Source organism: Streptomyces sp. NPDC020747, from assembly GCF_044334695.1.
Classification (GTDB): Bacteria; Actinomycetota; Actinomycetes; order Streptomycetales; family Streptomycetaceae; genus Streptomyces.
Genome location: NZ_JBIRTJ010000013.1, coordinates 300,062 through 324,691 on the forward strand (window position 1 = coordinate 300,062; position 24,630 = coordinate 324,691).

Below are 24,630 nucleotides of genomic sequence, written 5' to 3' on the forward strand. Positions count from 1 at the left end.
GAACGCTCAGTTGGCTGTCGATTGTTCCAGACGCACGACGACGGACTTGCTGGCTGGCGTGTTGCTGGTGTCGGCGGTGGCGTCCAGCGGCACCAGGACGTTCGTCTCCGGGTAGTACGCGGCCGCGCAGCCGCGGGCCGTCGGGTAGTGCACGACCCGGAAGCCGGGGGCACGCCGTTCCACGCCGTCCTTCCACTCGCCGACCAGATCGGTGTACGAGCCGTCGGCGAGGCCGAGCTCGCGGGCGTCCTCGGGGTTGACGAGGACGACCCTGCGGCCGTTCTTGATGCCCCGGTAGCGGTCGTCCAGGCCGTAGATCGTGGTGTTGTACTGGTCGTGCGAGCGCAGGGTCTGCAGGAGGAGTCGGCCCTTCGGCAGCTTCGGGTACTCGACGGGCGCAGCCGTGAAGTTGGCCTTGCCGGTGGCGGTGGGGAAACGGCGTTCGTCGCGCGGCGCGTGCGGCAGGGCGAAGCCGTTCGGGTCGGCCACGCGCGCGTTGAAGTCCTCGAAGCCCGGTATCACCCTCGCGATGCGGTCGCGGACCGTGGCGTAGTCCTTCTCGAACTCCTCCCAGGGCGTACGGGATTCGTCGCCGAGGACGCGGCGGGCGAGGCGGGACACGATGGCGGGCTCGGACAGCAGGTGCTCGCTCGCGGGCTCCAGGCGGCCGCGTGAGGCGTGCACCATGCCCATGGAGTCCTCGACGGTCACGAACTGCTCGCCGCCGCCCTGGAGATCGCGCTCGGTGCGGCCGAGGGTCGGCAGGATCAGGGCACGCGCGCCCGTGACGGCGTGCGAGCGGTTGAGCTTCGTCGACACGTGCACGGTGAGGCGGGCGCGGCGCATGGCCGCCTCGGTGACCTCGGTGTCGGGGGAGGCCGACACGAAGTTGCCGCCCATCGCGAAGAAGACCTTGGCCTTGTCGTCGCGCATCGCGCGGATGGCCCGTACGACGTCGTAGCCGTGGCCGCGCGGCGGGGCGAAGCCGAACTCCTTCTCCAGGGCGTCCAGGAAGGCGGGCGCGGGGCGCTCGAAGATGCCCATCGTGCGGTCGCCCTGCACGTTCGAATGGCCGCGCACCGGGCACACGCCCGCGCCCGGACGGCCGATGTTGCCGCGCAGCAGAAGGAAGTTGACGACCTCGCGGATGGTCGGCACGGAGTGCTTGTGCTGGGTGAGACCCATCGCCCAGCAGACGATGGTGCGCTCGGAGGCGAGGACCATGCGCAGGGCCTCGTCGATCTCCGCGCGCGTGAGGCCCGTCGCGGTGAGCGTCTCGTCCCAGTCGGCGGCGCGGGCGGCCTCCGCGAACTCCTCGTAACCGTGGGTGTGTTCGCCGACGAAGGTCTCGTCGACGGCGCCCCCTGTGTCGAGGATCAGCTTGTTCAGGAGGCGGAAGAGGGCCTGGTCGCCGCCGATGCGGATCTGCAGGAACAGGTCGGTGAGCGCGGCGCCCTTGAACATGCCCTGCGGGGTCTGCGGGTTCTTGAAGCGCTCCATGCCCGCCTCGGGCAGCGGGTTCACCGTGATGATCTTGGCGCCGCCCGCCTTCGCCTTCTCCAGGGCGGAGAGCATGCGCGGGTGGTTCGTGCCCGGGTTCTGCCCGGCGACGATGATCAGGTCGGCCTTGTAGAGATCCTCCAGGAGGACGCTGCCCTTGCCGATGCCGATCGTCTCGTTCAGCGCGGAACCCGACGACTCGTGGCACATGTTCGAGCAGTCCGGCAGGTTGTTCGTGCCGAACTCGCGGGCGAACAGCTGGTACAGGAACGCCGCCTCGTTGCTGGTGCGCCCCGAGGTGTAGAACAGCGCCTCGTCGGGGGAGGCGAGGCCGGTGAGCTCCTCGGCGATGATGTCGAAGGCGCGCTCCCAGGACACCGCCTCGTAGCGCTCGGCGCCCTCCGCGAGATACATGGGCCGGGTGAGACGGCCCTGCTGGCCCAGCCAGTAACCGCTGCGGGTCGCGAGGTCGGCGACCGTGTGCGCGGCGAAGAAGTCCGGGGTCACCCGGCGCAGGGTGGCCTCCTCGGCGACCGCCTTCGCGCCGTTCTCGCAGAACTCCGCCGTGTGCCGGTGCTCCGGCTCGGGCCAGGCGCAGCCGGGGCAGTCGAAGCCGTCCTTCTGATTGACCCGCAGCAGCGTCAGCGCCGTGCGCTTCACACCCATCTGCTGCTGGGCCATGCGCAGGCTGTGTCCGACCGCGGGCAGTCCGGCGGCGGCGTGCTTCGGGCCGGCGACCTGGGGCGCGTCCTGAACCGGATCACTCTGGGGCGGCTTGCCGGCCATCTCGGCCTCCTCTTCGAGCACACGTATGAGGTACGTGTTCGATACTCCCACGTGGTGCTGACAACGATCGCGGCCCGTCCGAGGGCGAAGATCGCGCGCGGTGTGAAAAGTGTGACGGCCAGGGCGCGAGGGCGGTCGTGGAGGGCGGGGCGGGTCCGAGTGTCAGTGGGGCGTGGCAGGATCGGGGGCGTGGCAGATTCAGCATCGAAGAAGACCGAGAAGACCTCCGGCGGCGGACGCCCGCGGCTGATGCTCATGGACGGGCATTCGCTGGCGTACCGAGCGTTCTTCGCGCTGCCCGCGGAGAACTTCACGACGGCGACGGGGCAGCCGACGAACGCGATCTACGGCTTCGCGTCGATGCTCGCCAACACGCTGCGCGACGAGGAGCCCACGCACTTCGCGGTGGCGTTCGACGTCTCGCGCAAGACATGGCGCTCGGAGGAGTTCACCGAGTACAAGGCGAACAGGTCGAAGACCCCGGACGAGTTCAAGGGCCAGGTCGAGCTGATCGGCGAGCTCCTGGACGCGATGCACGCCGAGCGGTTCGCGGTGGACGGCTTCGAGGCGGACGACATCATCGCCACGCTCGCCACCCAGGCCGAGGCCGCGGGCTTCGAGGTGCTGATCGTCACCGGCGACCGCGACTCCTTCCAGCTGGTCTCGGAGCACACCACCGTGCTCTACCCGACGAAGGGCGTCTCCGAGCTGACGCGGTTCACTCCGGAGAAGGTCTTCGAGAAGTACGGCCTGACGCCCGCGCAGTACCCCGACTTCGCGGCCCTGCGCGGCGACCCGTCCGACAACCTGCCGGGCATCCCCGGGGTCGGCGAGAAGACCGCCGCGAAGTGGATCAACCAGTTCGGGTCGTTCGCGGAGCTGGTCGAGCGCGCCGAAGAGGTCAAGGGCAAGGCCGGGCAGAACTTCCGCGACCACCTGGACGCGGTCAAGCTCAACCGCCGCCTCACGGAGATGGTGCGAGACGTCGAGCTGCCGAAGACGGCCGCCGACCTGGAGCGCGCTCCCTACGACCGCACCGCTGTCGCGATGGTCCTGGACACCCTGGAGATCCGTAACCCCTCGCTGCGCGAGCGGCTGCTGGCCGTCGACCCCGGGGCGGAGGAGGCGGACGCCGGTCCGCCGGCCGCAGCGGGTGTGGCGGTGGACGGCACGGTGCTCGGCGCGGGCGAGCTGAAGCCATGGCTCGCCGAGCACGGCACCGAGGTCCTGGGCGTCGCCACGGTCGACACCTGGGCGCTCGGCACGGGCTCGGTCGCCGAGGTAGCCCTCGCCGCGGCCGGCGGTGCCGCCGCGTGGTTCGACCCCTCCCAGCTTGACGAGTCCGACGAGAACGCCTTCGCGGCGTGGCTCGCCGACCCCGACAGGCCCAAGGTGCTGCACTACGCCAAGGCCGCCATGCGGGTCTTCGCCGAGCACGGCTGGAGCGTCGAGGGCGTCTCCATGGACACCGCGCTCGCCGCCTACCTCGTCAAGCCGGGCCGCCGCTCCTTCGACCTGGACGCGCTGTCCCTGGAGTACCTCGGCCGTGAGCTGGCGCCCGCCGCGACGGCCGACGGGCAGCTCGCCTTCGGCGCCGACGAAGGAGCCGAGGCCGACGCGCTGATGGTGCAGGCCCGCGCGATTCTCGACCTGGGCGAGGCGTTCACCGAGCGCCTGGAGGAGGTCGGCGCGGCCGACCTGCTGCGCGATGTGGAGCTGCCCACCTCCGTGCTCCTGGCTCGCCTGGAGCGGCACGGCATCGCGGCCGACAAGGCCCATCTGGAGGCCATGGAGCAGATGTTCGCGGGCGCCGTCCAGCAGGCGGTGAAGGAGGCGCACGCGGCGGCCGGGCACGAGTTCAACCTCGGCTCGCCCAAGCAGCTCCAGGAAGTCCTCTTCGGCGAACTGGGCCTGCCCAAGACGAAGAAGACGAAGACCGGCTACACGACGGACGCCGACGCGCTCGCCTGGCTCGCGGGACAGACCGAGAACGAACTGCCGGTCATCATGCTCCGCCACCGCGAGCAGGCGAAGCTCCGCGTCACCGTCGAGGGCCTGATCAAGACGATCGCCGCGGACGGCCGCATCCACACCACCTTCCACCAGACGGTGGCCGCGACGGGCCGCCTCTCGTCGCAGGACCCGAACCTGCAGAACATCCCGGTCCGCACCGAGGAGGGCCGCGCGATCCGCCGCGGCTTCGTCGTCGGCGAGGGCTTCGAGTCCCTCATGACGGCCGACTACAGCCAGATCGAACTGCGCGTGATGACCCACCTCTCCGAGGACGAGGGCCTCCTGGAGGCGTTCACCTCCGGCGAGGACCTGCACACCACCGTCGCCTCCCAGGTGTTCTCCGTCGAGGGCACGGCCGTCGACGCGGAGATGCGCCGCAAGATCAAGGCCATGTCGTACGGCCTTGCGTACGGCCTGTCCGCCTTCGGCCTCTCCCAGCAGCTGAACATCGACGCCGGCGAAGCCCGCGCGCTGATGGACACCTACTTCGAGCGCTTCGGCGGTGTACGGGACTATCTGCGCCGCGCGGTCGACGAGGCACGGGCCACGGGCTACACGGCGACGCTCTTCGGGCGCCGCCGCTACCTCCCCGACCTCAACAGCGACAACCGCCAGCGCCGCGAGGCGGCCGAGCGCATGGCGCTGAACGCGCCGATCCAGGGCACGGCGGCGGACATCGTCAAGATCGCCATGCTGAACGTGGACCGGGCTCTCCGCGAGGCCGACCTCAAGTCCCGCATGCTCCTCCAGGTCCACGACGAAATCGTCCTGGAGATCGCCCCGGGCGAGCGCGCCAAGACCGAGGAACTGGTCCGCCACGAGATGGCCAACGCGGTCCATCTCCGCGCCCCCCTGGACGTCTCGGTCGGCTCGGGGGCGGACTGGGAATCGGCGGCCCACTAGAGCCCTCCGGGGGGCGCGGTATTCGGCTGCGGGTCGGTGGGGGCTGGCCGCGCAGGTCCCCGCGCCCCTGGGTGGGTGGGGTCGGGGTGGTGTGTCGGGTGCGGGTTCGTTTGGGTCGGCCGCGCAGTTCCCCGCGCCCCTGAAAGCGGGGCTGCGCCCCTGGCTTTCATCTTTTAGGGGCGCGGGGAACTGCGCGGCCAGCCCCGACCCGCCCGCACCCGACAAACAGAGCCCTCCGCCTCCCCCCAACCCCCGGAGGGCCCCGTCACCCGCGTGGCCCCCGACCGGAAGCCCCCAGCGGAGCGCCCCGCAAGGATGCGGGCATGGGTCCTCACATACGACACATACAGCGCGTGCGGTACGTACGACACTGCCGTACCGCCCTCGTCGCAGCCCTCGCCTCCGTGCTCCTCACCCCGGTCCCCGCCGTCGCGGCCACCGCGGCCAGCCCCAGAATCCCGGCCGGTGCCACGACCAGACGCGTCCCGGCCGACGCCGCCGACTGGACGGACTGGACCGACCGGCAGCTCCGGCAGGGCGTCACGGGCCACCACGCCTCCTCGGCCGACCCCACCGACACCGTCACCTGCCAGGCCCCCCACGCCCCCGACCTGGCCGCCCGGCTGGCCCAGGACATCCAGGCGGCCCTGTCGGGGAGGGACGGCACGGTCTCCCTGGCGGTGCAGGACGACACGGGACTGACCTGCGCACGCGCCGGTGAGCGGCAGTACGACTCGGCGAGCGTCGTCAAGGTGCTGATCATGGAGGGGCTGCTCCGCCGCGCCGAGGAGCTGGGGCGCCGACTCACCCAGCGGGAGGAGGCGAACGTACGCCCCATGATCGTCAGCTCCGACAACGACTCGGCCGTGCGGCTGTGGGCCGACCTGGGCCGCAGCTATCTGAACGACTTCCTCACCCGGGTCCGCACCAGCGCCACCCTCCTGGGCCCGGACCGCTACTGGGGCCTCACCCGCACCACGGCCACCGACCAGTTGCGCCTGCTGGACGTACTGACGAACGCCCAGTCTTTCCTCCGCACCCGCGCCTACGGCCTGAAACTGCTCTCCGAGGTGCGTGCCGACCAGCGCTGGGGCGTCCCCGCGGGCATGCCGCAAGGACTGACGGCACACGTCAAGAACGGCTGGCTGCCCAGAGCCACCCACGGCTGGCGCGTCCACAGCATCGGCGCCTTCACCGGCGAGGGCCGCGGCTACCGCATCGTCGTCCTGTCCCACGACAACCCCACGATGGCGTACGGCGTCCGCACCATCGAGCGCATAGCCCAGGCAGTCCACCGGGGCCTGGGCCAGGGCCGCGGCATCGGCCGGGACCTCACCCCGGAGACCGCGATCAGCGAGGAGTCGGACGGCTCGGCTCCGTACGAGCCACTGCCGGGCTGGGACGAACCGGAGCCGGACGCCACACCCTGACCGCCACGCCGTACAGCGCGAGGCCAACGGCGAGTCCCGCCCCCGCCCCGAAGCACACGGTGGGAATCAGCTCCCAGGGCTTCGCGGTCGACGCCCACTGGTCCCACCACCGCGTCGCCCGCCGCACCGCGGCCACCGTCGCGCAGCCACCGATCACGGCCGCCGCGAGCCACCGGTCCCGTGCGGACAGCACCGGCACCCCCACCGGTTCCGTGTCGCGCTGCCGCCGCAGGGCGACCACCACGAAGCCCGCGATCACCACCGCGGCGACCGCCGAACCGCCGTACTGCAGATACCAGTAGAGCGGCGAGCCCGCGATCTCCTGCCCGAGGACGGGGAAGACCCGCATGCCCCACCGGTCGAGATGCGTGAACGCGTCCCACACGACGTGCGTCAACGAACCGGCCACCGCGGACACGTACCACCACAGGGCCAGTGCGGGCCGGACGCGGGCGCGCGGCGCACCGCAGCGCAGGAGAGCCCCGACCCGTCCCTGCCGCCCGCGCGGCAGCAGAGCCACCAACGGCTCGCGCAGCACCAGCCAGGCGCCCACGAGCGCCCAGGCGATCAGCACATCGACCGTGAACACCCCGGTGAAGGAGTGCGTGAAGTCGCCGAACTCCATCGCCTCCGGCAGCACACTCGCCGCGTAATAGGTCATGTCGGGCGCGAACGAACCGGCCACGAGCAGGGCCGGAACCAGTCGGCCGCGTCCGGTCCCGTCGGTGCGCACGGCGGGCAGAACGGCCGCGGCATGGCTGAGGGTGAACGGCAACGGGGCTCCTTGCGAACGACATTGACCGCACGCGACGGCCCGGTGATCTCCGAACGGTCCTGCGGTCCCGGCGATCCCTTGATCGATGACGCTCAGTATGCGGGCAGCGGTTCCCGTGGGTCCCGCATGCCCCCAGGGCGCCGGGGCAGGAGAAACGGGATATGGCCAACCGGTGAAAATCGGGCACGAACGGGTGTCTGCGCAACGGAAGTTGTCGTAGGGTCGCCTGGGTCGCCGTGCTGGGGGAAGTGCGGCCTGACAACAGGAAACGCGCGAGGCGCGGGCGATCGTCCACGGGAGGGGTTCACGCAATGGCGGCGCAATTCGGCAGGCGAGTTGTCAAGGGGGCGGCAACCACCGCTGTGGCCGCGGTCGCGGTCGCGGCGCTGTCCGCGTCCCAGGCGCCGGGCGTGACCGACACCGCCCAGAGCAGACAGAACACCGGCTCCCAGCCGTCGTCCGACCCGAACGCCGAAAACAGCGCCACCGGCAACTCGCCGTACTACACCGACCTTCCGCCGCTCAACAGCCCCACCCCGTCGCCCACCACGGGCACCGGGACGCCGACGGGCACGGGCGAGGCGGAGGCCGGCATACCCGCGACCGTCCTCGACGCCTACAAGAAGGCCGAGTTGGCGCTGGGCGAGTCCAAGCCCGGCTGCAACCTCCCCTGGGAACTCCTCGCCGCCATCGGCAAGGTCGAGTCCGGGCAGGCCCGCGGCGGCCGTGTCGACGCCGACGGCAACACGACGAGCCCGATCCTCGGCCCGGTCCTCAACGGCATCGGCTTCGCGAAGATCACCGACACCGACGGCGGCGCGTACGACGGGGACAGCACCCACGACCGTGCCGTCGGCCCCATGCAGTTCATCCCCTCCACCTGGGAGTGGGCCGGCCGCGACGGCAACGGCGACGGCAAGAAGAACCCCAACAACATCTACGACGCGGCCCTCGCCGCCGGCGGCTACCTGTGCCGGTTCGGCTGGGACCTGTCCGACCGGGCCGACCTCAGGCGCGCGATCCTCAGCTACAACAACTCGACGCACTACGTGAACACGGTTCTGACGTGGCTGGACTACTACCGCGAGGGCACCCACGAGGTCCCGGACGGCACGGGCACGCTGCCCTCCGGCCGCAGCGACGACAACAACGGGTCGAGCTCCTCCCCGACGCGGACCCCGACGCCGACCTCGCCGAGCACGACCCCGACCGGCGGCTCCCAGACGCCGGGCAGCGGCGGTTCCACGAGCCCGACCCCGAAGCCGCCCACCACGACCCCGCCCCCGAGCACGCCACCGACGACTCCGGCGCCTCCCACGGCCACCGACACGGTGGACCACCTGGAGGACGCGGGCACCGCCAAGCTCACCGCGACCGCGGGCGACGCCTTCGCCGAGAAGATCGCCACCCGCACCGAGACCGAGGCCGGCAAGGCCGTCGCGAAGGTCCGGGTCCGGTTCACGATCGTCGGTGACACCGACGCCGCCTTCACCGGCGGCGAGAGCGTCGCGACCGTCGTCACCAACAGCTCCGGCGTGGCCACCGCGCCCGCGCTCAAGGCCGGTGAGAAGACGGGCGACTTCACGGTCCGCGCCACCGTCGTCGGCCGTGCCGTCTCCGGCCTCGACTACAAGGCGACGGTCACCGCGCGCCAGGCCGACGCCCTCGCCCGTACCAGCGACACCGCGCTGACCTGCGTCGCGGGCGGCGAGTTCGCGGACCAGGTCGAGGTGAAGGCCACCAACAAGGGTGCCGCCGCGGACGGCGTCGCGGCCACCGCCACGCTCATCAAGGCCGCGGGCGACGCGACCGCGAACGACAAGGGCCCCTACTTCAAGGACGCGGACGGCAAGACCGTACGGACCCTCGCGGGCCTCAAGACGGACGCGAACGGCCTGTTGAAGCTGCCGAAGCTGTACGCGGACGACACGGCCGGCACGTTCCTGCTGCGCATCACCACCACCGGCGGCGCCACGCTGACGGTCGAGCTGAAGGTGACGGCAGCCGCCGCCTCCTCCTCGCCGAGCCCCTCCGCCTCGTAGCCTCGCAGGCCTTCAGAACGACGGTGTCCTTCCACCCGGCCGGGTGGAAGGACACCGTCGTTCTGTGTGTGCAACGTGTTCTCATCTCGCCCGCCCGTTGCTACGGTGCCCGACCTGACGATGTATCAGCTTCGCCGAGTCGGGAGGCCCGCATGCGTGCCCTGATCGCCGCCGCGACCGGTCTCGCCGTCGCGCTCGCGCTCGTGCTCACCATCACGGCCATGGGCTCACCGGCGGGCAAGACGTCACCCAAGCCGTTGCTCACCACCGTCCCCAGCCACCCGTGACACACGAGCCACCTGTGACACACGCCCGCACCGCACGCCCGTGACGCACATCCCCAACGCACAGGGAGGGCCGCCGAGATGCGCCGCAAGGCCAGCCTGATCCTGCTCGCCCTCGCCGTGTTCTTCGCGGCCCTGTCCCCGCTGATGCGCTGGTACGCCTTCCCGCGCCTTGCCAAGATCCCGGCCGGCCAGTACCAGGACATGGTCCTGGAGGCGAAGGACGCGACCCTCCTCGACTACGGCACGATGAAGGCCAAGAAGGTCGACAAGGTCACCGTCGTCCAGACCCTCAGGGGCAACGTCGAGGCCTCCGAGAAGATCGAGAAGACCGCGGGCCGCGACGTCGTCGTCTGGGACGGCCTCTCCTACGTCCAGGGCCCCGACGGCAAGATGGTCTCCAAGATCCCCGAGCGCTACATCTTCGACGCCCACACCCAGGAACCCGTCCACGCCACCGGCGAGATGGTCGACGGCGACCCGGTCAAACGCGAGGGCATCGAGTTCAAGTGGCCCTTCCTCACGGAGAAGAGGGACTACGAGTACTTCGACGCACAGGCCCGTATCACCGCGCCGATCCACTACGAGGGCGAGCGGGACTTCCGGGGCGTAAACGTTTACTACTTCGAGCAGACCATCCCCTGGACCAAGGTGCCCCTCCCGAAGACCATGCCCGTCGAAGGCATCACCCCGGAGTCGGTCGCCAAGACGGGAACGACCCGCTGGTACACCACGGTCCGCAGGTTCTGGGTCGAACCCACCACCGGAGCACCCGTCTACGGAGAAGAGATCCACAAGGAGGAACTGCGCGGCGGCACCCTCCTGGGGGGCCGCGAGAAGGTGACCGCCTTCGCCGGGCACGTGAAGATGCGCGAGGACTACATCCGCTCGACGGTCGACCTGGTCAAGTCCCAGCGGCTGCTCGTCCTGCTGATGACCTCGTACCTGCCGTGGGGCTTCCTGGTCCTGGGCGCCGGCCTGCTGTCGCTCTCCCTCTACCTGGAGGCCCGCAGCCGCCGCCCGGGCGACCCCTCACCGGCGGAGACCCGCGAACCGGAACCGGTCAGCGCCTGAGGCGCGCGTTCGTGTGCCGGGTCGGTTCCGCGGTCGCGGGGTCCTCCGGCCACGGATGCTTCGGATACCGGCCGCGCAACTCCGCCCGTACGCCCCGGTAGCCGTCCCGCCAGAAGGACACCAGGTCGGACGTCACGGCCGCCGGACGGCCCGCGGGCGACAGCAGATGCACGACCACGGGCACCCCGGCGACGGCCGGTGACTCCCGCGCCCCGAACATCTCCTGCAACTTCACCGCCAGCACGGGCCGTTCGGGATCCGCGTAGTCGACCCGGATCCTGGACCCGCTCGGCACCTCGATCCGCTCCGGCGCCAGCTCGTCGAACCGGGCCGCCTCCCCGGACGCCCACGGCAACAGCCGGGCCAGCGCCTTCCCGGCGTCGATCCGCTCCAGATCGGCCCGCCGCCGTGCCCGGCCCAACTCCGGCTCCAGCCACTCGTCCACGCGCGCGTGCAGCGCGTCGTCCGACACATCGGGCCAGGGCGCACCGAGCCGGTGGTGGAGGAACCCGAGCCGCTGCCGCAGCCCCTCGGCGTCCCGGGACCACCGCAGCACCCCGAATCCCTCGTCCCTCAACCCCTCTAGAAGCGCCTCCCGTACGAGCCCGGGCTCGGCGTTCCGCAACGGCCGCACCGCCAGTTCCACCGCGCCCAGCCGCTCGACCCGCCGCGCCACGACGTCCCCGTCGGCCCAGCGCACCTCGTCGCCCTCGCCGTACAGGGCCCCCGCCGCCTCGCGCGCGACCCCCTCGTCCACCACGGCCCCGAGCCGCACGCGCGCGTGCCCAGCGCCGACGGGCCGGTCGGCGACGGCGACAGCGATCCAGGCCGCGTCCCGCAGCCCACTCCCGTCACCCACCTCGGCCCGAGTACCGGACACCATGAGAAAGGAGCCCCCTTGCTTCCGGGCAACCCGCTCGGGAAAGGCGAGGGCGGCGACGAGCCCGGCGGCGTGATCGTCGGTATGGGCTCCGCCCGGAGCGTTGGCGTTCGGTTCCCCCGGGCGACGGTCACGGGCGGTGTGCGGGCGGGAGAGATCCCGCGCCGAAGGCGCGGGCGCCGACGCGGCCCGCAGCCGCCGAACCTCCGTACGCCACCGCCCGGCATACGCGTCACCCCCGCGCCGGGCACCCCTCAACGCCGACGCGAGGTCATCCCCGTACTCCCGCGGCGGCTCCTCACTCAAGAGGGCAACCACCTCCGCGGCGCGCTCCGCACCCACGGAGTGCCCCGCGTCCAGCAACGCCCGCCCCAGCCGCGGATGCAGCCCGAGCCGCGACATCCGTACACCCCGCTCCGTCGCACGCCCGGCGGAGCCCACCGCGCCGATGGCCTCCAGAACGCCCCGAGCGGCCGCCATCGCGCCTGTCGGCGGCGGATCCAGCAGAGCCAGCCCCGAGGCGTCGGGATCGCCCCAGCAGGCCGCCTGGAGGGCGAACGCCGTCAGGTCGGCCACCTTGATCTCCGGCGCCGGGAAACGCGCCAGCCGCCCGTCCTCGGCCTCGGCCCAGCACCGGTACACCGCGCCCGGGGCCTCGCGCCCGGCACGCCCCGCCCGCTGCCGGCCGGCCGCCTGCGAGGCCCGTACCGTCGCCAACGCGCTCAGCCCCCGCGCGTGATCGACCCGGGGCTCCCGCGCCAGACCGGAGTCCACGACCACCCGCACCCCCGGAACCGTCAGCGACGACTCGGCCACCGACGTCGCGAGGACCACCCGGCGCCGCGCACCCCCGGACAGCACCGCGTCCTGCACCGCGGCCGGCGCCCGCCCGTGCACCTGAAGCACCTCGACATCACCGAGCCCGCCGAGCTGCCCGGCGACCCGCGCGATCTCCCCGACACCGGGCAGGAAGCACAGGACGTCCCCGTCGCGCTCGGAGAGCGCCCGCCGCACCACCGACGCCACGTGCGTCAGCAGCACCGGGTCCACCCGCATGCCGTGCGGCGGCCGTACGGGGCGTACGGGCGGCGCCCAGACCACCTCGACCGGATGGGACACACCCTGCGCCTCGACCACCGGCACCTCGCCCAGCAGCGTCGCCCACCCCTCGGCGTCGGTCGTCGCGGAGGCGGCCACCAACCGCAACTCGGGGCGCAGCGCGGCCTGTACGTCCAGCAGGAACGCGGCCACCGTGTCGGCGTCCAGATGCCGTTCGTGGCACTCGTCGAGGACGACCACGTCGACGCCCGTCAACTCCTGGTCCCGCTGCAGCCGTTGCAGCAGCACACCGGTCGTGACGACCTCCACGCGCGCGCGGGGCCCCACCACCCGCTCCCCGCGCACCGTGTACCCGACGCTCTCGCCGGCCTTCTCGCCCAGCAGCCACGCCATCCGCCGCGCGGCGGCCCGCGCCGCGATCCGCCGCGGCTCGGCGACGACGACCCGGCGTACGGGCCCGTCGCCGACCAGACCGGCGAGCACCAGCGGCACGAGGGTGGTCTTGCCGGTGCCCGGCGGCGCGACCAGCACGGCACCGCCGTGCGCGTCCAGGGCGTCGCCCAGGCCGGGCAGCGCACCGCGTACGGGCAGGAGGTCGAGGGCGTCGTAACGGATCACATGCTCAGTCTCTCCCCCCGCCTCCGGCCGGGGGTGCCCCCATCTAGCTTCGCTCGCACACGAAGATCGCCGACCCCGGGATGAGGTTTCCCCGAAGGGGCGACCAGCCGCCCCACTCCTGGGTGTTCCAGGCGGGCCACTGCGGCTCGACCAGGTCGACCAGCCGGAAACCGCCCGTGACCACGTCCCGGACGCGGTCGCCGATCGTCCTGTGGTGTTCGACGTACACCGCGCGGCCGGCGTCGTCCTGCTCGACGTACGGTGTCCGGTCGAAGTACGAGGAGGCCACGGTGAGGCCCTCGGGGCCGGGCTCGTCGGGGAACGCCCAGCGGATCGGGTGCGTGACGGAGAAGACGAACCGGCCGCCGGGCCGCAGCACCCGGTGCACCTCCCGCAGGACCGTCACGGGGTCCGCGACGAACGGCATCGCCCCGTAGGCGGAGCAGGCGAGGTCGAAGGAGGCGTCCGCGAACGGCAGCGCGCCGGCGTCCGCCTCCACGAGCCCCACCCCCTTGGCGCCGATCCGCAACGCGTGCTGGAGCTGGCGGTGGGAGAGGTCCAGGGCGACCGGACGGGCCCCCTGGGCGGCCAGCCAGCGCGAGCACTGGGCGGCACCCGCGCCGATCTCCAGGACGTCCTTTCCGGCCAGTTCCTCCATCGGGCCGAGCAACTCGGCCTCGATCTCGTCGAGGCCCTCGGGGCCCCACACGAAACGGTCGTCGCCGAGAAACGTGCCGTGCTCGACCTGGTACTCGTCCGCGTTCCGGTCCCACCAGCCACGATTGGCGCGGGTGCTTTCGCCGGACCCCGCCTCCCGTCGTGTCGCCTCGGGCTCGAACGGTTCGGGCTCTTGGATGATCGGCTCCCTCGTACTAATCTGCGGGCTCTTCCGTCCGACCCGTCTCCGGCGGCCGTCACGCAAGGGGTGCCGCAGGGCCCTCGTGGCCTCGTGAGACGGGTCTTGTGCCGGGTATGCGGTGTTCCGCCCCGGGTGTGCGCCTTCGCGCATTGACCCTGTCCGGCTGCCCCCGTATGCTACAAGTTGCGCTGCGGGCCTGCGCTCCTCAGACGTAGCAGGCTGCGCTCGCATCTGTTGTATGTCCCCTCGGTTTTCGAGGCGCCACCGGCAAGTGTTCGTCATAGAACACGCCCGGATTCGGCGCTTCCTTGGCTGTCCGGCCTTCTTCAGAGCGAAACGGGCTCCCGGCGTAAGCAGTACCTACGACTCACTGTCCGTACCGGAGCCCTTACCCACATGACGAGCAGCACCGAGACCACCGCCACCACCCCGCAGGTTGCGGTCAACGACATCGGTAACGAGGAAGCCTTCCTCGCCGCGATCGACGAGACGATCAAGTACTTCAACGACGGCGACATCGTCGACGGCGTCATCGTGAAGGTCGACCGGGACGAGGTCCTGCTCGACATCGGTTACAAGACCGAAGGTGTCATCCCGAGCCGCGAGCTCTCGATCAAGCACGACGTCGACCCCAATGAGGTCGTCAAGGTCGGCGACGAGATCGAAGCCCTTGTTCTCCAGAAGGAGGACAAGGAAGGCCGCCTGATCCTCTCGAAGAAGCGCGCCCAGTACGAGCGCGCCTGGGGCACCATCGAGAAGATCAAGGAAGAGGACGGCATCGTCACCGGCACCGTCATCGAGGTGGTCAAGGGTGGTCTCATCCTCGACATCGGCCTCCGTGGCTTCCTGCCGGCTTCTCTCGTCGAGATGCGCCGTGTCCGCGACCTCCAGCCCTACGTGGGCAAGGAGCTCGAGGCGAAGATCATCGAGCTGGACAAGAACCGCAACAACGTGGTCCTGTCCCGCCGTGCCTGGCTCGAGCAGACCCAGTCCGAGGTTCGCCAGACGTTCCTCACCACCCTGCAGAAGGGTCAGGTCCGCTCTGGCGTCGTCTCCTCGATCGTCAACTTCGGTGCCTTCGTGGACCTGGGTGGCGTCGACGGTCTCGTTCACGTCTCCGAGCTCTCCTGGAAGCACATCGACCACCCCTCCGAGGTTGTCGAGGTCGGCCAGGAAGTCACCGTCGAGGTCCTCGACGTCGACATGGACCGCGAGCGTGTCTCCCTGTCGCTCAAGGCGACGCAGGAAGACCCGTGGCAGCAGTTCGCCCGTACGCACCAGATCGGTCAGGTCGTCCCGGGTAAGGTCACCAAGCTCGTTCCCTTCGGTGCGTTCGTGCGCGTCGACGAGGGCATCGAGGGTCTGGTCCACATCTCCGAGCTGGCCGAGCGCCACGTGGAGATCCCGGAGCAGGTCGTCCAGGTCAACGACGAGATCTTCGTCAAGGTCATCGACATCGACCTCGAGCGTCGCCGGATCTCGCTGTCCCTGAAGCAGGCCAACGAGGCCTTCGGTGCCGACCCGGCCACGGTCGACTTCGACCCGACGCTGTACGGCATGGCCGCGTCGTACGACGACCAGGGCAACTACATCTACCCCGAGGGCTTCGACCCCGAGACCAACGACTGGCTCGAGGGCTTCGAATCCCAGCGTGAGGTGTGGGAGACCCAGTACGCCGAGGCGCAGACGCGCTTCGAGCAGCACCAGGCGCAGGTCATCAAGTCCCGCGAGGCGGACGCCCAGGCCGAGGCCGAGGGTGTCACCACCCCGGGTGCGGCTCCGGCCGCCTCCAGCGGTGGTGGCGGCGGCGGTTCGTACTCCTCGGAGTCGGACGACAACTCCGGCGCCCTGGCGTCGGACGAGGCGCTGGCCGCCCTCCGCGAGAAGCTGGCCGGAGGCCAGAGCTGATCGCACACCTCTAGGCAGTGACTAGCTGGTGACTGCGGGCCCGCACCCTTCTGGGTGCGGGCCCGCGGTGCGTTGCTCTTGCCCGGGCTGGTCTCTGTCGTGCCTGGTGCCCGTGCTCGGCGGCGGCGGAGGCGTTCAGCCGGCCGGAAAGCTCGCGGTTGCAGAAACTTGCGGGATACACGAATAACTGACGGGCCGTAACCGGCCATTGGGAGGCTTCCCCGGTCGTTCAAGATCGAGAAGGGGAGCCCAGTCATGGCACAGCCTCAGAGCGGTCCTGGTACGAGTCGGCGCTCGTTCCTGCGCAAGGTGGGCCTCACCGGCGGCGCGGGCACGATGTTCGCCACCATGGGAGCCCTCGGCCTCGCCCCCACGGCCCAGGCGGCCCAGCGCGAACTGCCCTTCCACGCCCCGAAGCCGAGCGACTTCACGCTCACCGGACGCGGCGCGGCCAAGGTGGTCGTCGTCGGCGGAGGCATCGCCGGCCTCACGACCGCGTACGAACTCGGCAAGGCGGGCTACGACTGTACGGTCCTGGAGGCCAGAGACCGCACCGGTGGCCGCAACTTCACGGTGCGGAGCGGGGACACCACCACCGACCTGTACGGCAACAGGCAGACGGCCCGCTTCGGCGACGGGCAGTACATGAACGCGGGCCCGGCCCGTCTGCCCCAGTGGATGGTCACTCTTGACTACTGCCGCGAACTCGGCGTCCCGGTAGAGGTGTTCACCAACGTCAACGCGGACGCGTACCTCTTCAACGAGTCGGCCGGCATGACCGAGCCGATGCGGTACCGCACGGCGAAGGCCGATGTCTACGGGTACGTCTCGGAGTTGCTCGCCAAGGCCACCGACACGGGCGCTCTCGACGCGGAGTTGACGGCCACCGACCGGGAGAGGCTCGTCGAGTTCCTCAAGGACTTCGGCGACCTGGGGGACACGCTGGACTACACGGGCGGCGAGCGTCGCGGATACGACGTCGTCCCCGCGGCCGCGGGGACCCCCGGTGTGCTTCTCGGTGATGTCCCGTCCGCCTCCGAGGTGTTCGCGAGCGGCGTCGGCCGCTACTTCTCCTTCGAGTTCGGCTTCGACCAGGCGATGCTGATGTTCCAGCCGGTGGGCGGCATGGACCGGATACCGCGTGCCCTGACGAGGGCGATCGGGGGCCATCGTGTGCGTACGGGGGCCGTCGTTTCGAGAATCACCGACAAGGGGAGTGGTGTCACCGTCACGTACACCCAGGGCAGCCGGACCAGGAGCATCGACGCCGACTACTGCGTCGGCACGCTGCCGCCCAACATCCTCGCCAGGATCCCGCACAACCTGGGCGCGGGCGTACAGAGCGCGCTGGAGGCGATCACCCCGTCGTCCGCGGCCAAGATCGGCCTGGAGTACCGCTCCCGCTGGTGGGAGCTCGACCACCGGATCTACGGCGGCATCACCGAGACCGACCAGGACGTCACCCACATCTGGCACCCGTCCCACGGCTTCCACGGAGAGCGCGGCGTCATGATCGGCTACTACAACTACGGGGCCGACGCGGACGCGTACGCGAAACTCACGCCCAGGGAGCGCGAGACGCGTGCGGTCGCCGCGGGAGTGAAGATCTACGGGGCGAAGTACCGCACCGAACTGGCGTCCTCCTTCTCCCACCACTGGCGCCAGACACCCCATCTGGAGGCCGCCTGGCACACGACCACCGGCGGTCCCGACCACGCCCGCTACAAGCCTCTCAACGAGCCGACGGGACGCGTCCACTTCGCCGGTGACTGGCTCAGCTACACGGACGCCTGGCAGCACGGAGCGTTCACGTCCGCCCGCAGGGCCGTCACCGCGCTCCACGCGCGCGTGCTGGCGTCGTAGCGCCGGCCTGCATGGCGTTGTCGTGCCCTCGCCGCGCTGTCATGGCGAGGGCAAGGAGCAGTCGAGGCGCGGTCGAGACGCATGAGAAGCCGGTAAAAGGGGGCAGCGAACGGGCGTGAGCGGGGAATGCTCGTGTCCTGGTCCGCGTTGTGGAGTACGAACACGAGGAGGAGCGGTCACTGTGCTTGATCCGCAGGGTTTGTACGCATGGGAGCCGAAGGGCCTGGCTGTCGTCGACATGGCGCTCGCCCAGGAGTCGGCAGGTCTTGTCATGCTCTACCACTTCGACGGATACATCGACGCGGGCGAGACCGGCGACCAGATCGTCGACCGGCTGCTCGACTCGCTGCCCCACCAGGTCGTGGCCCGCTTCGACCACGACAGGCTCGTGGACTACCGCGCCCGGCGCCCGCTCCTGACGTTCAGGAGCGACCGCTGGGCCGACTACGAGGAGCCCACGCTGGACGTGCGGCTCGTCCAGGACGCCACCGGCGCGCCGTTCCTGCTGCTCTCCGGCCCCGAGCCGGACGTCGAGTGGGAGCGCTTCGCCGCGGCCGTCCAGCAGATCGTGGAGCGCCTCGGCGTGCGCCTGTCCGTGAACTTCCACGGCATTCCCATGGGCGTACCGCACACGCGCCCCGTGGGCCTCACGCCGCACGGCAACCGCAACGACCTCGTCCCGGGCCACCGCAGCCCCTTCGACGAGGCGCAGGTGCCCGGCAGCGCCGAGTCGCTGGTCGAGTACCGCCTGATGCAGGCCGGACACGACGTCCTGGGTGTCGCCGCGCACGTGCCGCACTACATCGCACGGTCCCCGTACCCGGACGCCGCACTGACCGTCATGGAGGCCATCACGGCGGCCACCGGCCTGGTCCTGCCCGGGATCGCGCACTCCCTGCGCACCGAGGCGCACCGCACGCAGACCGAGATCGACCGGCAGATCCAGGAGGGCGACGAGGAACTCGTCGCGCTCGTCCAGGGACTTGAGCACCAGTACGACGCGGCGGCGGGCGCCGAGACACGGGGCAACATGCTGGCCGAGCCGGTGGAGATTCCGTCCGCGGACGAGATCGGGCTCGAATTCGAGCGGTTCCTCGCGGAGCGGGAGGGCGACGCGTAGGTGCCCCGCTCTAAGCTCTTGGGCATGTTGAAGGTTGGGCTGACCGGTGGGATCGGTGCCGGTAAGAGTGAGGTGTCGCGGCTGCTCGTGGAGCACGGTGCCGTACTGATCGACGCCGACAGGATCGCGCGGGAGGTCGTCGCGCCGGGAACCGCCGGGCTCGCGGCGGTCGTCGACGCCTTCGGCGAGGACGTGCTCGCCGAGGACGGCGGCCTGGACCGGCCCAGGCTGGGGTCGATCGTCTTCGCGGACGCCGAGAAGCTCTCCGTGCTCAACTCGATCGTGCACCCCCTGGTGGGCGCCCGCTCCCGCGAGCTCGAAGAGGCCGCCGCGGAGGACTCCGTGGTCGTGCACGACGTACCCCTGCTCGCCGAGAACGGCCTCGCACGGCTCTACGACCTCGTGATCGTCGTCGACGCGAGCCCCGAGACCCAGCTCGACCGGCTCGTGCGGCTGCGCGGCATGACCGAGGAGGACGCCCGCGCCCGCATGGCCGCCCAGGCCACGCGCGACAAGCGCCTGGAGATCGCGGACGTCGTCATCGACAACGACGTACCACTGGAAACCCTGCGGCGGCGCGTACGGGACGTGTGGGCGGATCTGGTCCGGCGGGCTCGGGCGGCCTCGGAATAGTGGGCCCCTATGGGGCGTTGATTGGGTGCAGTGAGGGAAGGACTTTGTCGTGCCCGAGACCAGCGGATTCACCGGACGTACTCCGGAGACGCATGTCATCGACTTCCGTGCCGCCGAGCAGTTGCTGGCCGCGCGGGATCCGCGGGGTGCGGTGAAGCTGCTGGACCGAGTCATCGCCGCACACCCCGAGAACACCGCGGCCCGGCTGCTTCGCGCGCGTGCCTTCTTCGCGGCGGCGCAACTGCGGCCCGCCGAGCTGGAGTTCACCATCGTGCTGGAGCGCGAGCCGGACAACGCGTTCGCGCACTTCGCGCTCGCCCGCACCTACGAGCGCTCCGGCCGCTCCGACCAGGCCCTACGCCACTTCAGGCTCGCGGCGGCGCTGGACCCGCAGCCGGAGTATCTGGCCGCGGCCCGGTTCGACTCCTGACACGAGGCTGTTGGCGCTGAGAGCCGCGCGGTGAAGTGCGTGCCCTAGAGGCGGTGTTCCGGCGGTCGGTACGGCGGGATGTCGGGTCCTGGCTGGTAGTGGGGGCCCTGGCGGATGTGTCTGAGGATCATCGACAGGTCGACGGTGACGATCAGCCACAGCACTCCGCAGGCGATCGCCCAGCCCGGCCGGCCGACGAGGAGGAACGCGACCGTTCCCGCGATCGCCCAGACCAGCCCCCACACACTGAGCCACAGTCGCGCTCGCAGCACACTGCGCGCAGTCGTCGGTTCACTGCCCGTACGCATCAGGACCACTACTCCTACGGGAAAACGTACTCTTCGTGGTGCACGTTCACCAAGAGGCGGACGAACGGGGAGCGGCTGTGCTGGTGGAGGAGTTGCGGGCGGACGAGAGGCTCGCCGGATGGCTGAGGGACCTGGAGAGCGAGGGCGAGCCCGACGGTCCACGGGCGGAGGCCGTCCTGCCGGACGCGATCGCGCTGCCGGACGTCCTGCTCGACCTGTCCGTGCCGCACGAGTACGTCAACGAACTCGTCGCGCTGCGCGGCAGGCTGGTGGCGGACCCGGAGGCGATGACGCTGCTGCGGCGGTGCGTCGCCCGGTTCGTACGCGGCATGGGGGAGATCGGCAAGGGGTGGGAGCCGCCCGAGTTCCCGGAGTCCACCGGAGCGTTGGGGCGCACCTTCCACGTGTTCGTCTTCGTCGCCGCGCTGCCGTACGTGCGCGCCTATCACCTGCAGCGGGGCGTTCCGGCGGACGTGTCCCGGCGCACTCTCGCCGACCTGGGCCGGCACATGGCCGTGCACCGGCGACGCGTCGGCACCAGCGGGCTGCTGGTGCCCTGGTGGATCGGGCTGCACTTCCACGGGGAGCTGTACCAGCTGGGGCGGCTGCAGTTCCAGCGCGCGCGGCTCGGCGGCCACACGGGGGAGGCGGCCTCGGCCGCGGGGCTCGACACCGGCCCCGGCGACCTCTGTCTGAGCGTGCACATCGCCGACTTCCGGGGACCTCTGTCACCGGAAGCCTGCGACCAGTCGCTGGACCTGGCCCGGGAGTTCTTCGCCCGCCACTACCCGGACGAGCGCTACGCGGTGGCGGAGTGCCACTCCTGGCTGCTCGACCGGCAGTTGCAGCGGTACCTTCCGGCGGACTCCAACATCGTGAGTTTCCAGGAGCGGTTCCAGGTCGCGTACGAGGAGACGAAGGCGGACGACAAGGGACCCGTGGGATTCGTCTTCGGCGACCCGGAACTGCCGGTGGAGGGGTTGCAGCGGCGGACCAGGGTCGAGCGAGCGGTCGTGGATCATCTGCGGGCGGGCGGTCACTGGTACGGCGGACATGGCTGGTTCGCGTGGTGACCGAAAGATTTACGACCTGCTCACGCCATTAGTGGTCAACTACCGGTCGTTTCATGGCTAGTTCGCGGTGTCACTCGAACGGGTGGTGTGGGCGGTGGTGGGAACGGAGCGGCGGACGCGGGCCGTTGGGCTGGTATGACGATCGAGATGCGTGAGGGATACGAGGGGACAGGACCCGGCGCCATCACGCCGGACGGCTGCGCGGTGGAGCTGTACTCGCGGCTGTCCGTCGGGGACGAGCCGGACATCATCGCCGGGGCCGTGCCGGCTGGGGCGCACATTCTCGAACTGGGCAGCGGTGTGGGGCGTATGACCCACCCGCTCCTGGAGCGGGGGTTCACGGTGACGGCCGTGGACGAGTCGGCCCAGATGCTGGAGCGGGTGCGTGGGGCGCGCACGATATGCAGCCCCATCGAGACGCTCGACCTGGCGGGGGAGAAGTTCGACGTGGTGATGCTCGCGTCGTTCCTCGTGCACAACGGGGACGACGAGGTGCGGCGCGGGTTGCTCGACGCCTGCCGGAGCCATGTCGCGGAAGGCGGGTGCGTGCTGATCCAGCGCGAGAGGGAGGACTACCACACGAATCTGCCGCGCGAGCGGCAGGATCCGAGCGGGTTCACGATCCGGATGCTGTCGGCGGAGCCGGTCGGGGACGGAGTCAACTCGGTGCGGGCGGAGTACGTGTTCCCGGACGCGGTGTGGACGCAGACGTTCCTCGCCCGGCCGCTCACGAAGGAGGCGTTCGAGGAGGCGCTGGGGGAGTCGGGGCTGAAGGTCGACCGGTATCTGACGGAGGACCGGGTCTGGGTGCGGGCGGTGCCGGCGTGATGACGTGACGGTCTGTCCGGCCTCACGGCGTGAAGAGAGCGAAGCCCCTTTGCGGGGCAACGAATTCCTCGTGCGGCGATGAGTTTCGGACACCGGGCCGGTCTTCCTCTGTGACACCAACGCGCACCGCCTCACACAGGAGATCCCCATGTCCGAGACCACCGTTCCCGTCACCTCCGGCACCGGCACCGGCACCGTCATCGCCGAGTCCGCGACCGCTCGTGGCCGTCGTGCCCGCCTCGCCCTGCGGGGGCTGCAGGTGCTGCTCGCCCTCTTCTACGCGTTCGCGAGCGCGCTGCCCAAGCTCATCGCGCACCCCTCGGCGGCCGAGGGGTTCAACGAGATGGGCTGGGGCAGCGCGGGGATGTACAGCATCGGCGTGCTCGAACTGGCCGGTGCCGTCGCTCTGTTGATCCCGGTGCTCTCGTCGGTGGCGGCGGTGTCGCTGGGCGCGCTGATGGTGGGCGCGTTCATCACCCAGATCACCGTGTTCGGAGGGGAGAACGCGGCGACCCCGCTCATCCTGATACTTCCGCTGGCGCTCATAGCCTGGGCCCGGCGGAGGGATGCCGCGGAGCTGCGGAGGCTGGTCCGCGGGCGCTCCTGAGCACGGACGGGGTGCGGACGGGGTTCGTTCGGACGGGCGTCCGGTGGGTCATCGCGAGGCCTTGCCGGACGCTGGGCTGTCTGCTGCTGCCGGATGCTCTGCTGCCTGCGGAGCGCCGGGTGCCCGGTGCCGAATGCTGGGTCTGGGTGTCGGGTCTGGGGGCGCACCCCTTCAGGGGTGCGGGGAACTGCGCGACCGGCCACGGACGGCCCGCACCCCGTGCACCTGCCCTGCCCTGCCCTGCCGAAGTCAAGACGTAGGTGCCCCGGGGCCGCCATCAGGAGCCCCGAGCCCCCGCAGACGTTCCAGCTCGCGCCGGTCCCGCTTGGTGGGTCGTCCCGCACCGCGGTCGCGGACACCCGCAGGGGCGACCGCCTCGCGAGGCGGAGGCGGCGGACTGTTGTCGACGAGGCACTCGGCGGCGACCGGCGCCCCCACCCGCTTGCGGATCACACGTTTCACGACCACGACCCGCTCCCGGCCGTCGTGCCGCAGCCGGACCTCGTCGCCGACGCGGACGGTGTGCGCGGGCTTGACGCGTTCGCCGTTCACCCGGACATGGCCGCCGCGGCAGGCGGCGGCACCCATCGAACGGGTCTTCACAAGGCGCACGGACCAGATCCAGCTGTCGACGCGCACGGTCTCGCCGGTCGCGGGCGCGGCCGCTTTCGCGGCCGTCTTCGCATCGGCCACGGCGGCGTCGGAGCCGCCCGCGCCGGTCCCGTCCTTGCCGTTCCCCTGAGTCCCTGAAGCCATGGTCCGACCTTAGCTCTCGACGGCCGGGCCGTCGGAACCGTTTTCCGCCGGGCATACCGTGGGGGTATGGAGCAGGAGCGCGCCCTGGCAGAGCTGGACGAGCGGATCGCCGGGTGCCGGGCCTGCCCGCGGCTGGTCGACTGGCGGGAGGAGGTGGCCCGCACGAAACGGGCCGCCTTCGCGGACTGGACGTACTGGGGCCGCCCGGTGCCGGGCTTCGGGCCGCCGGACGCCTCGCTGCTGGTGGTCGGGCTCGCGCCCGCGGCACACGGCGGGAACCGGACCGGGCGGATGTTCACGGGAGACCGGTCCGGGGACGTGCTGTACGCGGCGCTGCACGATGTGGGGCCGGCGTCCCAGCCCACCTCCGTGAGCATCGACGACGGGCTGGCCCTCCACGGCGTACGTGTCACCTCGCCCGTGCACTGCGCGCCGCCCGCCAACAAGCCGACGCCGGAGGAGCGGGACACCTGCCGGCCCTGGCTGGTGAGCGAGCTGCGGCTGCTCAGGCCGACGCTTCGCGCGGTCGTCGTGCTCGGTGCCTTCGGCTGGCAGGCCGCACTGCCCGCGTTCGCCGAGGCGGGGTGGACGGTGCCCCGGCCCCGACCGGCCTTCGCACACGGGGCACGAGTCACGCTGGACGGCCCTGACCGGCCGCTGGAACTCTTCGGCTGCTTCCACGTCAGCCAGCGCAACACCTTCACGGGGCGGCTCACCCCCGAGATGCTGCGAAACGTGCTGCGTACGGCGGCGCAGGCGGCGGAGCTGCCGATCCGACCGTACGAGGACTAGGGCCCTTCTGATGGATCTCCGTGGGAGAAGGAGCGGCGGTCGGTGCGTGCGATCGGCGTGCGGTGTGGAGGGTCATGTGGCGGAGCCAC

20 protein-coding genes are annotated in these 24,630 nt (G+C 71.0%); 14 read left to right on the forward strand and 6 right to left on the reverse strand.

The window, feature by feature from the left end:
• Positions 1–6: 6 nt before the first annotated feature.
• Entirely contained in the window at positions 7–2,286 is a 2,280-nt protein-coding gene (locus ACH4YP_RS32295; RefSeq protein ID WP_398494278.1) for an FdhF/YdeP family oxidoreductase, read from the reverse strand.
• 189 nt (positions 2,287–2,475) lie between these two features.
• On the opposite strand from ACH4YP_RS32295, the gene polA reads away from it, so the two are divergent.
• Both polA and ACH4YP_RS32305 read left to right on the forward strand, forming a co-directional pair.
• Positions 2,476–5,202, forward strand: a complete 2,727-nt coding sequence (gene polA, locus ACH4YP_RS32300) for a DNA polymerase I (RefSeq protein WP_398494280.1) — start codon at positions 2,476–2,478, stop codon at positions 5,200–5,202.
• A gap of 323 nt (positions 5,203–5,525) precedes the next feature.
• The gene (locus ACH4YP_RS32305) at positions 5,526–6,632 is read left to right on the forward strand and encodes a serine hydrolase (protein ID WP_398494282.1); all 1,107 of its coding nucleotides are present in this window, start codon (positions 5,526–5,528) and stop codon (positions 6,630–6,632) included.
• Here the strand turns inward: ACH4YP_RS32305 and ACH4YP_RS32310 are convergent.
• Positions 6,553–7,407: a DUF4184 family protein gene (locus ACH4YP_RS32310; protein WP_398494284.1), complete on the reverse strand. Its 855-nt coding sequence runs from the start codon at positions 7,405–7,407 to the stop codon at positions 6,553–6,555. The genes ACH4YP_RS32305 and ACH4YP_RS32310 overlap by 80 nt on opposite strands.
• Before the next feature lie 311 nt (positions 7,408–7,718).
• On the opposite strand from ACH4YP_RS32310, the gene ACH4YP_RS32315 reads away from it, so the two are divergent.
• The 3 genes from ACH4YP_RS32315 (at position 7,719) to ACH4YP_RS32325 (ending at position 10,807) form a co-directional block, all read left to right on the forward strand.
• Positions 7,719–9,449 carry a lytic transglycosylase domain-containing protein gene (locus ACH4YP_RS32315; RefSeq protein WP_398494286.1) on the forward strand — a complete coding sequence of 577 codons (1,731 nt, stop codon included), beginning with the start codon at positions 7,719–7,721 and terminating at the stop codon, positions 9,447–9,449.
• 152 nt (positions 9,450–9,601) lie between these two features.
• A complete protein-coding gene (locus ACH4YP_RS32320) occupies positions 9,602–9,736 on the forward strand; it encodes an SPW_0924 family protein (protein ID WP_107102620.1) in 135 nt (44 codons plus the stop codon).
• Between the two features lie 78 nt (positions 9,737–9,814).
• Positions 9,815–10,807, forward strand: coding sequence for a DUF3068 domain-containing protein (locus ACH4YP_RS32325; RefSeq protein ID WP_398494288.1), 993 nt, complete (start codon positions 9,815–9,817; stop codon positions 10,805–10,807).
• On the opposite strand, the gene hrpB is transcribed toward ACH4YP_RS32325, so the two are convergent.
• Together hrpB and ACH4YP_RS32335 are read right to left on the reverse strand one after the other, a co-directional pair.
• Positions 10,797–13,364, reverse strand: a complete 2,568-nt coding sequence (hrpB, locus tag ACH4YP_RS32330) for an ATP-dependent helicase HrpB (RefSeq protein WP_398494290.1) — start codon at positions 13,362–13,364, stop codon at positions 10,797–10,799. The genes ACH4YP_RS32325 and hrpB overlap by 11 nt on opposite strands.
• A gap of 43 nt (positions 13,365–13,407) precedes the next feature.
• Positions 13,408–14,286: a class I SAM-dependent methyltransferase gene (locus tag ACH4YP_RS32335; RefSeq protein WP_361053016.1), complete on the reverse strand. Its 879-nt coding sequence runs from the start codon at positions 14,284–14,286 to the stop codon at positions 13,408–13,410.
• Positions 14,287–14,619: 333 nt separating this feature from the next.
• Between ACH4YP_RS32335 and rpsA the strand changes: the two genes are divergently transcribed.
• The 5 genes from rpsA (at position 14,620) to ACH4YP_RS32360 (ending at position 20,177) form a co-directional block, all read left to right on the forward strand.
• Positions 14,620–16,131 carry a 30S ribosomal protein S1 gene (gene rpsA, locus ACH4YP_RS32340; RefSeq protein ID WP_307525612.1) on the forward strand — a complete coding sequence of 504 codons (1,512 nt, stop codon included), beginning with the start codon at positions 14,620–14,622 and terminating at the stop codon, positions 16,129–16,131.
• Between the two features lie 336 nt (positions 16,132–16,467).
• Positions 16,468–17,994, forward strand: a complete 1,527-nt coding sequence (locus ACH4YP_RS32345) for an FAD-dependent oxidoreductase (RefSeq protein WP_361053028.1) — start codon at positions 16,468–16,470, stop codon at positions 17,992–17,994.
• A gap of 181 nt (positions 17,995–18,175) precedes the next feature.
• Positions 18,176–19,114 (forward strand): PAC2 family protein, encoded by a 939-nt coding sequence (locus ACH4YP_RS32350; protein ID WP_361053013.1) that lies wholly within the window; start codon positions 18,176–18,178, stop codon positions 19,112–19,114.
• 24 nt (positions 19,115–19,138) lie between these two features.
• Positions 19,139–19,747: a dephospho-CoA kinase gene (gene coaE, locus ACH4YP_RS32355; RefSeq protein ID WP_361053010.1), complete on the forward strand. Its 609-nt coding sequence runs from the start codon at positions 19,139–19,141 to the stop codon at positions 19,745–19,747.
• 49 nt (positions 19,748–19,796) lie between these two features.
• Complete coding sequence (locus ACH4YP_RS32360; RefSeq protein ID WP_055617514.1) at positions 19,797–20,177, forward strand: tetratricopeptide repeat protein; 381 nt, start codon at positions 19,797–19,799, stop codon at positions 20,175–20,177.
• A 44-nt stretch (positions 20,178–20,221) separates the two neighbouring features.
• On the opposite strand, the gene ACH4YP_RS32365 is transcribed toward ACH4YP_RS32360, so the two are convergent.
• Positions 20,222–20,485: a DUF6343 family protein gene (locus ACH4YP_RS32365; RefSeq protein ID WP_361053007.1), complete on the reverse strand. Its 264-nt coding sequence runs from the start codon at positions 20,483–20,485 to the stop codon at positions 20,222–20,224.
• A 35-nt stretch (positions 20,486–20,520) separates the two neighbouring features.
• Between ACH4YP_RS32365 and ACH4YP_RS32370 the strand changes: the two genes are divergently transcribed.
• The 3 genes from ACH4YP_RS32370 (at position 20,521) to ACH4YP_RS32380 (ending at position 22,993) form a co-directional block, all read left to right on the forward strand.
• Complete coding sequence (locus tag ACH4YP_RS32370) at positions 20,521–21,558, forward strand: acyltransferase domain-containing protein (RefSeq protein ID WP_398494293.1); 1,038 nt, start codon at positions 20,521–20,523, stop codon at positions 21,556–21,558.
• A 135-nt stretch (positions 21,559–21,693) separates the two neighbouring features.
• Positions 21,694–22,386, forward strand: a complete 693-nt coding sequence (locus tag ACH4YP_RS32375) for a class I SAM-dependent methyltransferase (RefSeq protein WP_398494295.1) — start codon at positions 21,694–21,696, stop codon at positions 22,384–22,386.
• Positions 22,387–22,534: 148 nt separating this feature from the next.
• On the forward strand, positions 22,535–22,993 hold the full coding sequence (locus ACH4YP_RS32380; RefSeq protein ID WP_361052998.1) for a DoxX family protein: 459 nt from the start codon (positions 22,535–22,537) through the stop codon (positions 22,991–22,993).
• A 249-nt stretch (positions 22,994–23,242) separates the two neighbouring features.
• Here ACH4YP_RS32380 and ACH4YP_RS32385 read toward each other — a convergent pair whose 3' ends face one another.
• Positions 23,243–23,749: an RNA-binding S4 domain-containing protein gene (locus ACH4YP_RS32385; protein WP_361052995.1), complete on the reverse strand. Its 507-nt coding sequence runs from the start codon at positions 23,747–23,749 to the stop codon at positions 23,243–23,245.
• Between the two features lie 66 nt (positions 23,750–23,815).
• On the opposite strand from ACH4YP_RS32385, the gene ACH4YP_RS32390 reads away from it, so the two are divergent.
• The gene (locus ACH4YP_RS32390; protein ID WP_361052992.1) at positions 23,816–24,541 is read left to right on the forward strand and encodes a uracil-DNA glycosylase; all 726 of its coding nucleotides are present in this window, start codon (positions 23,816–23,818) and stop codon (positions 24,539–24,541) included.
• Positions 24,542–24,630 lie beyond the last annotated feature (89 nt).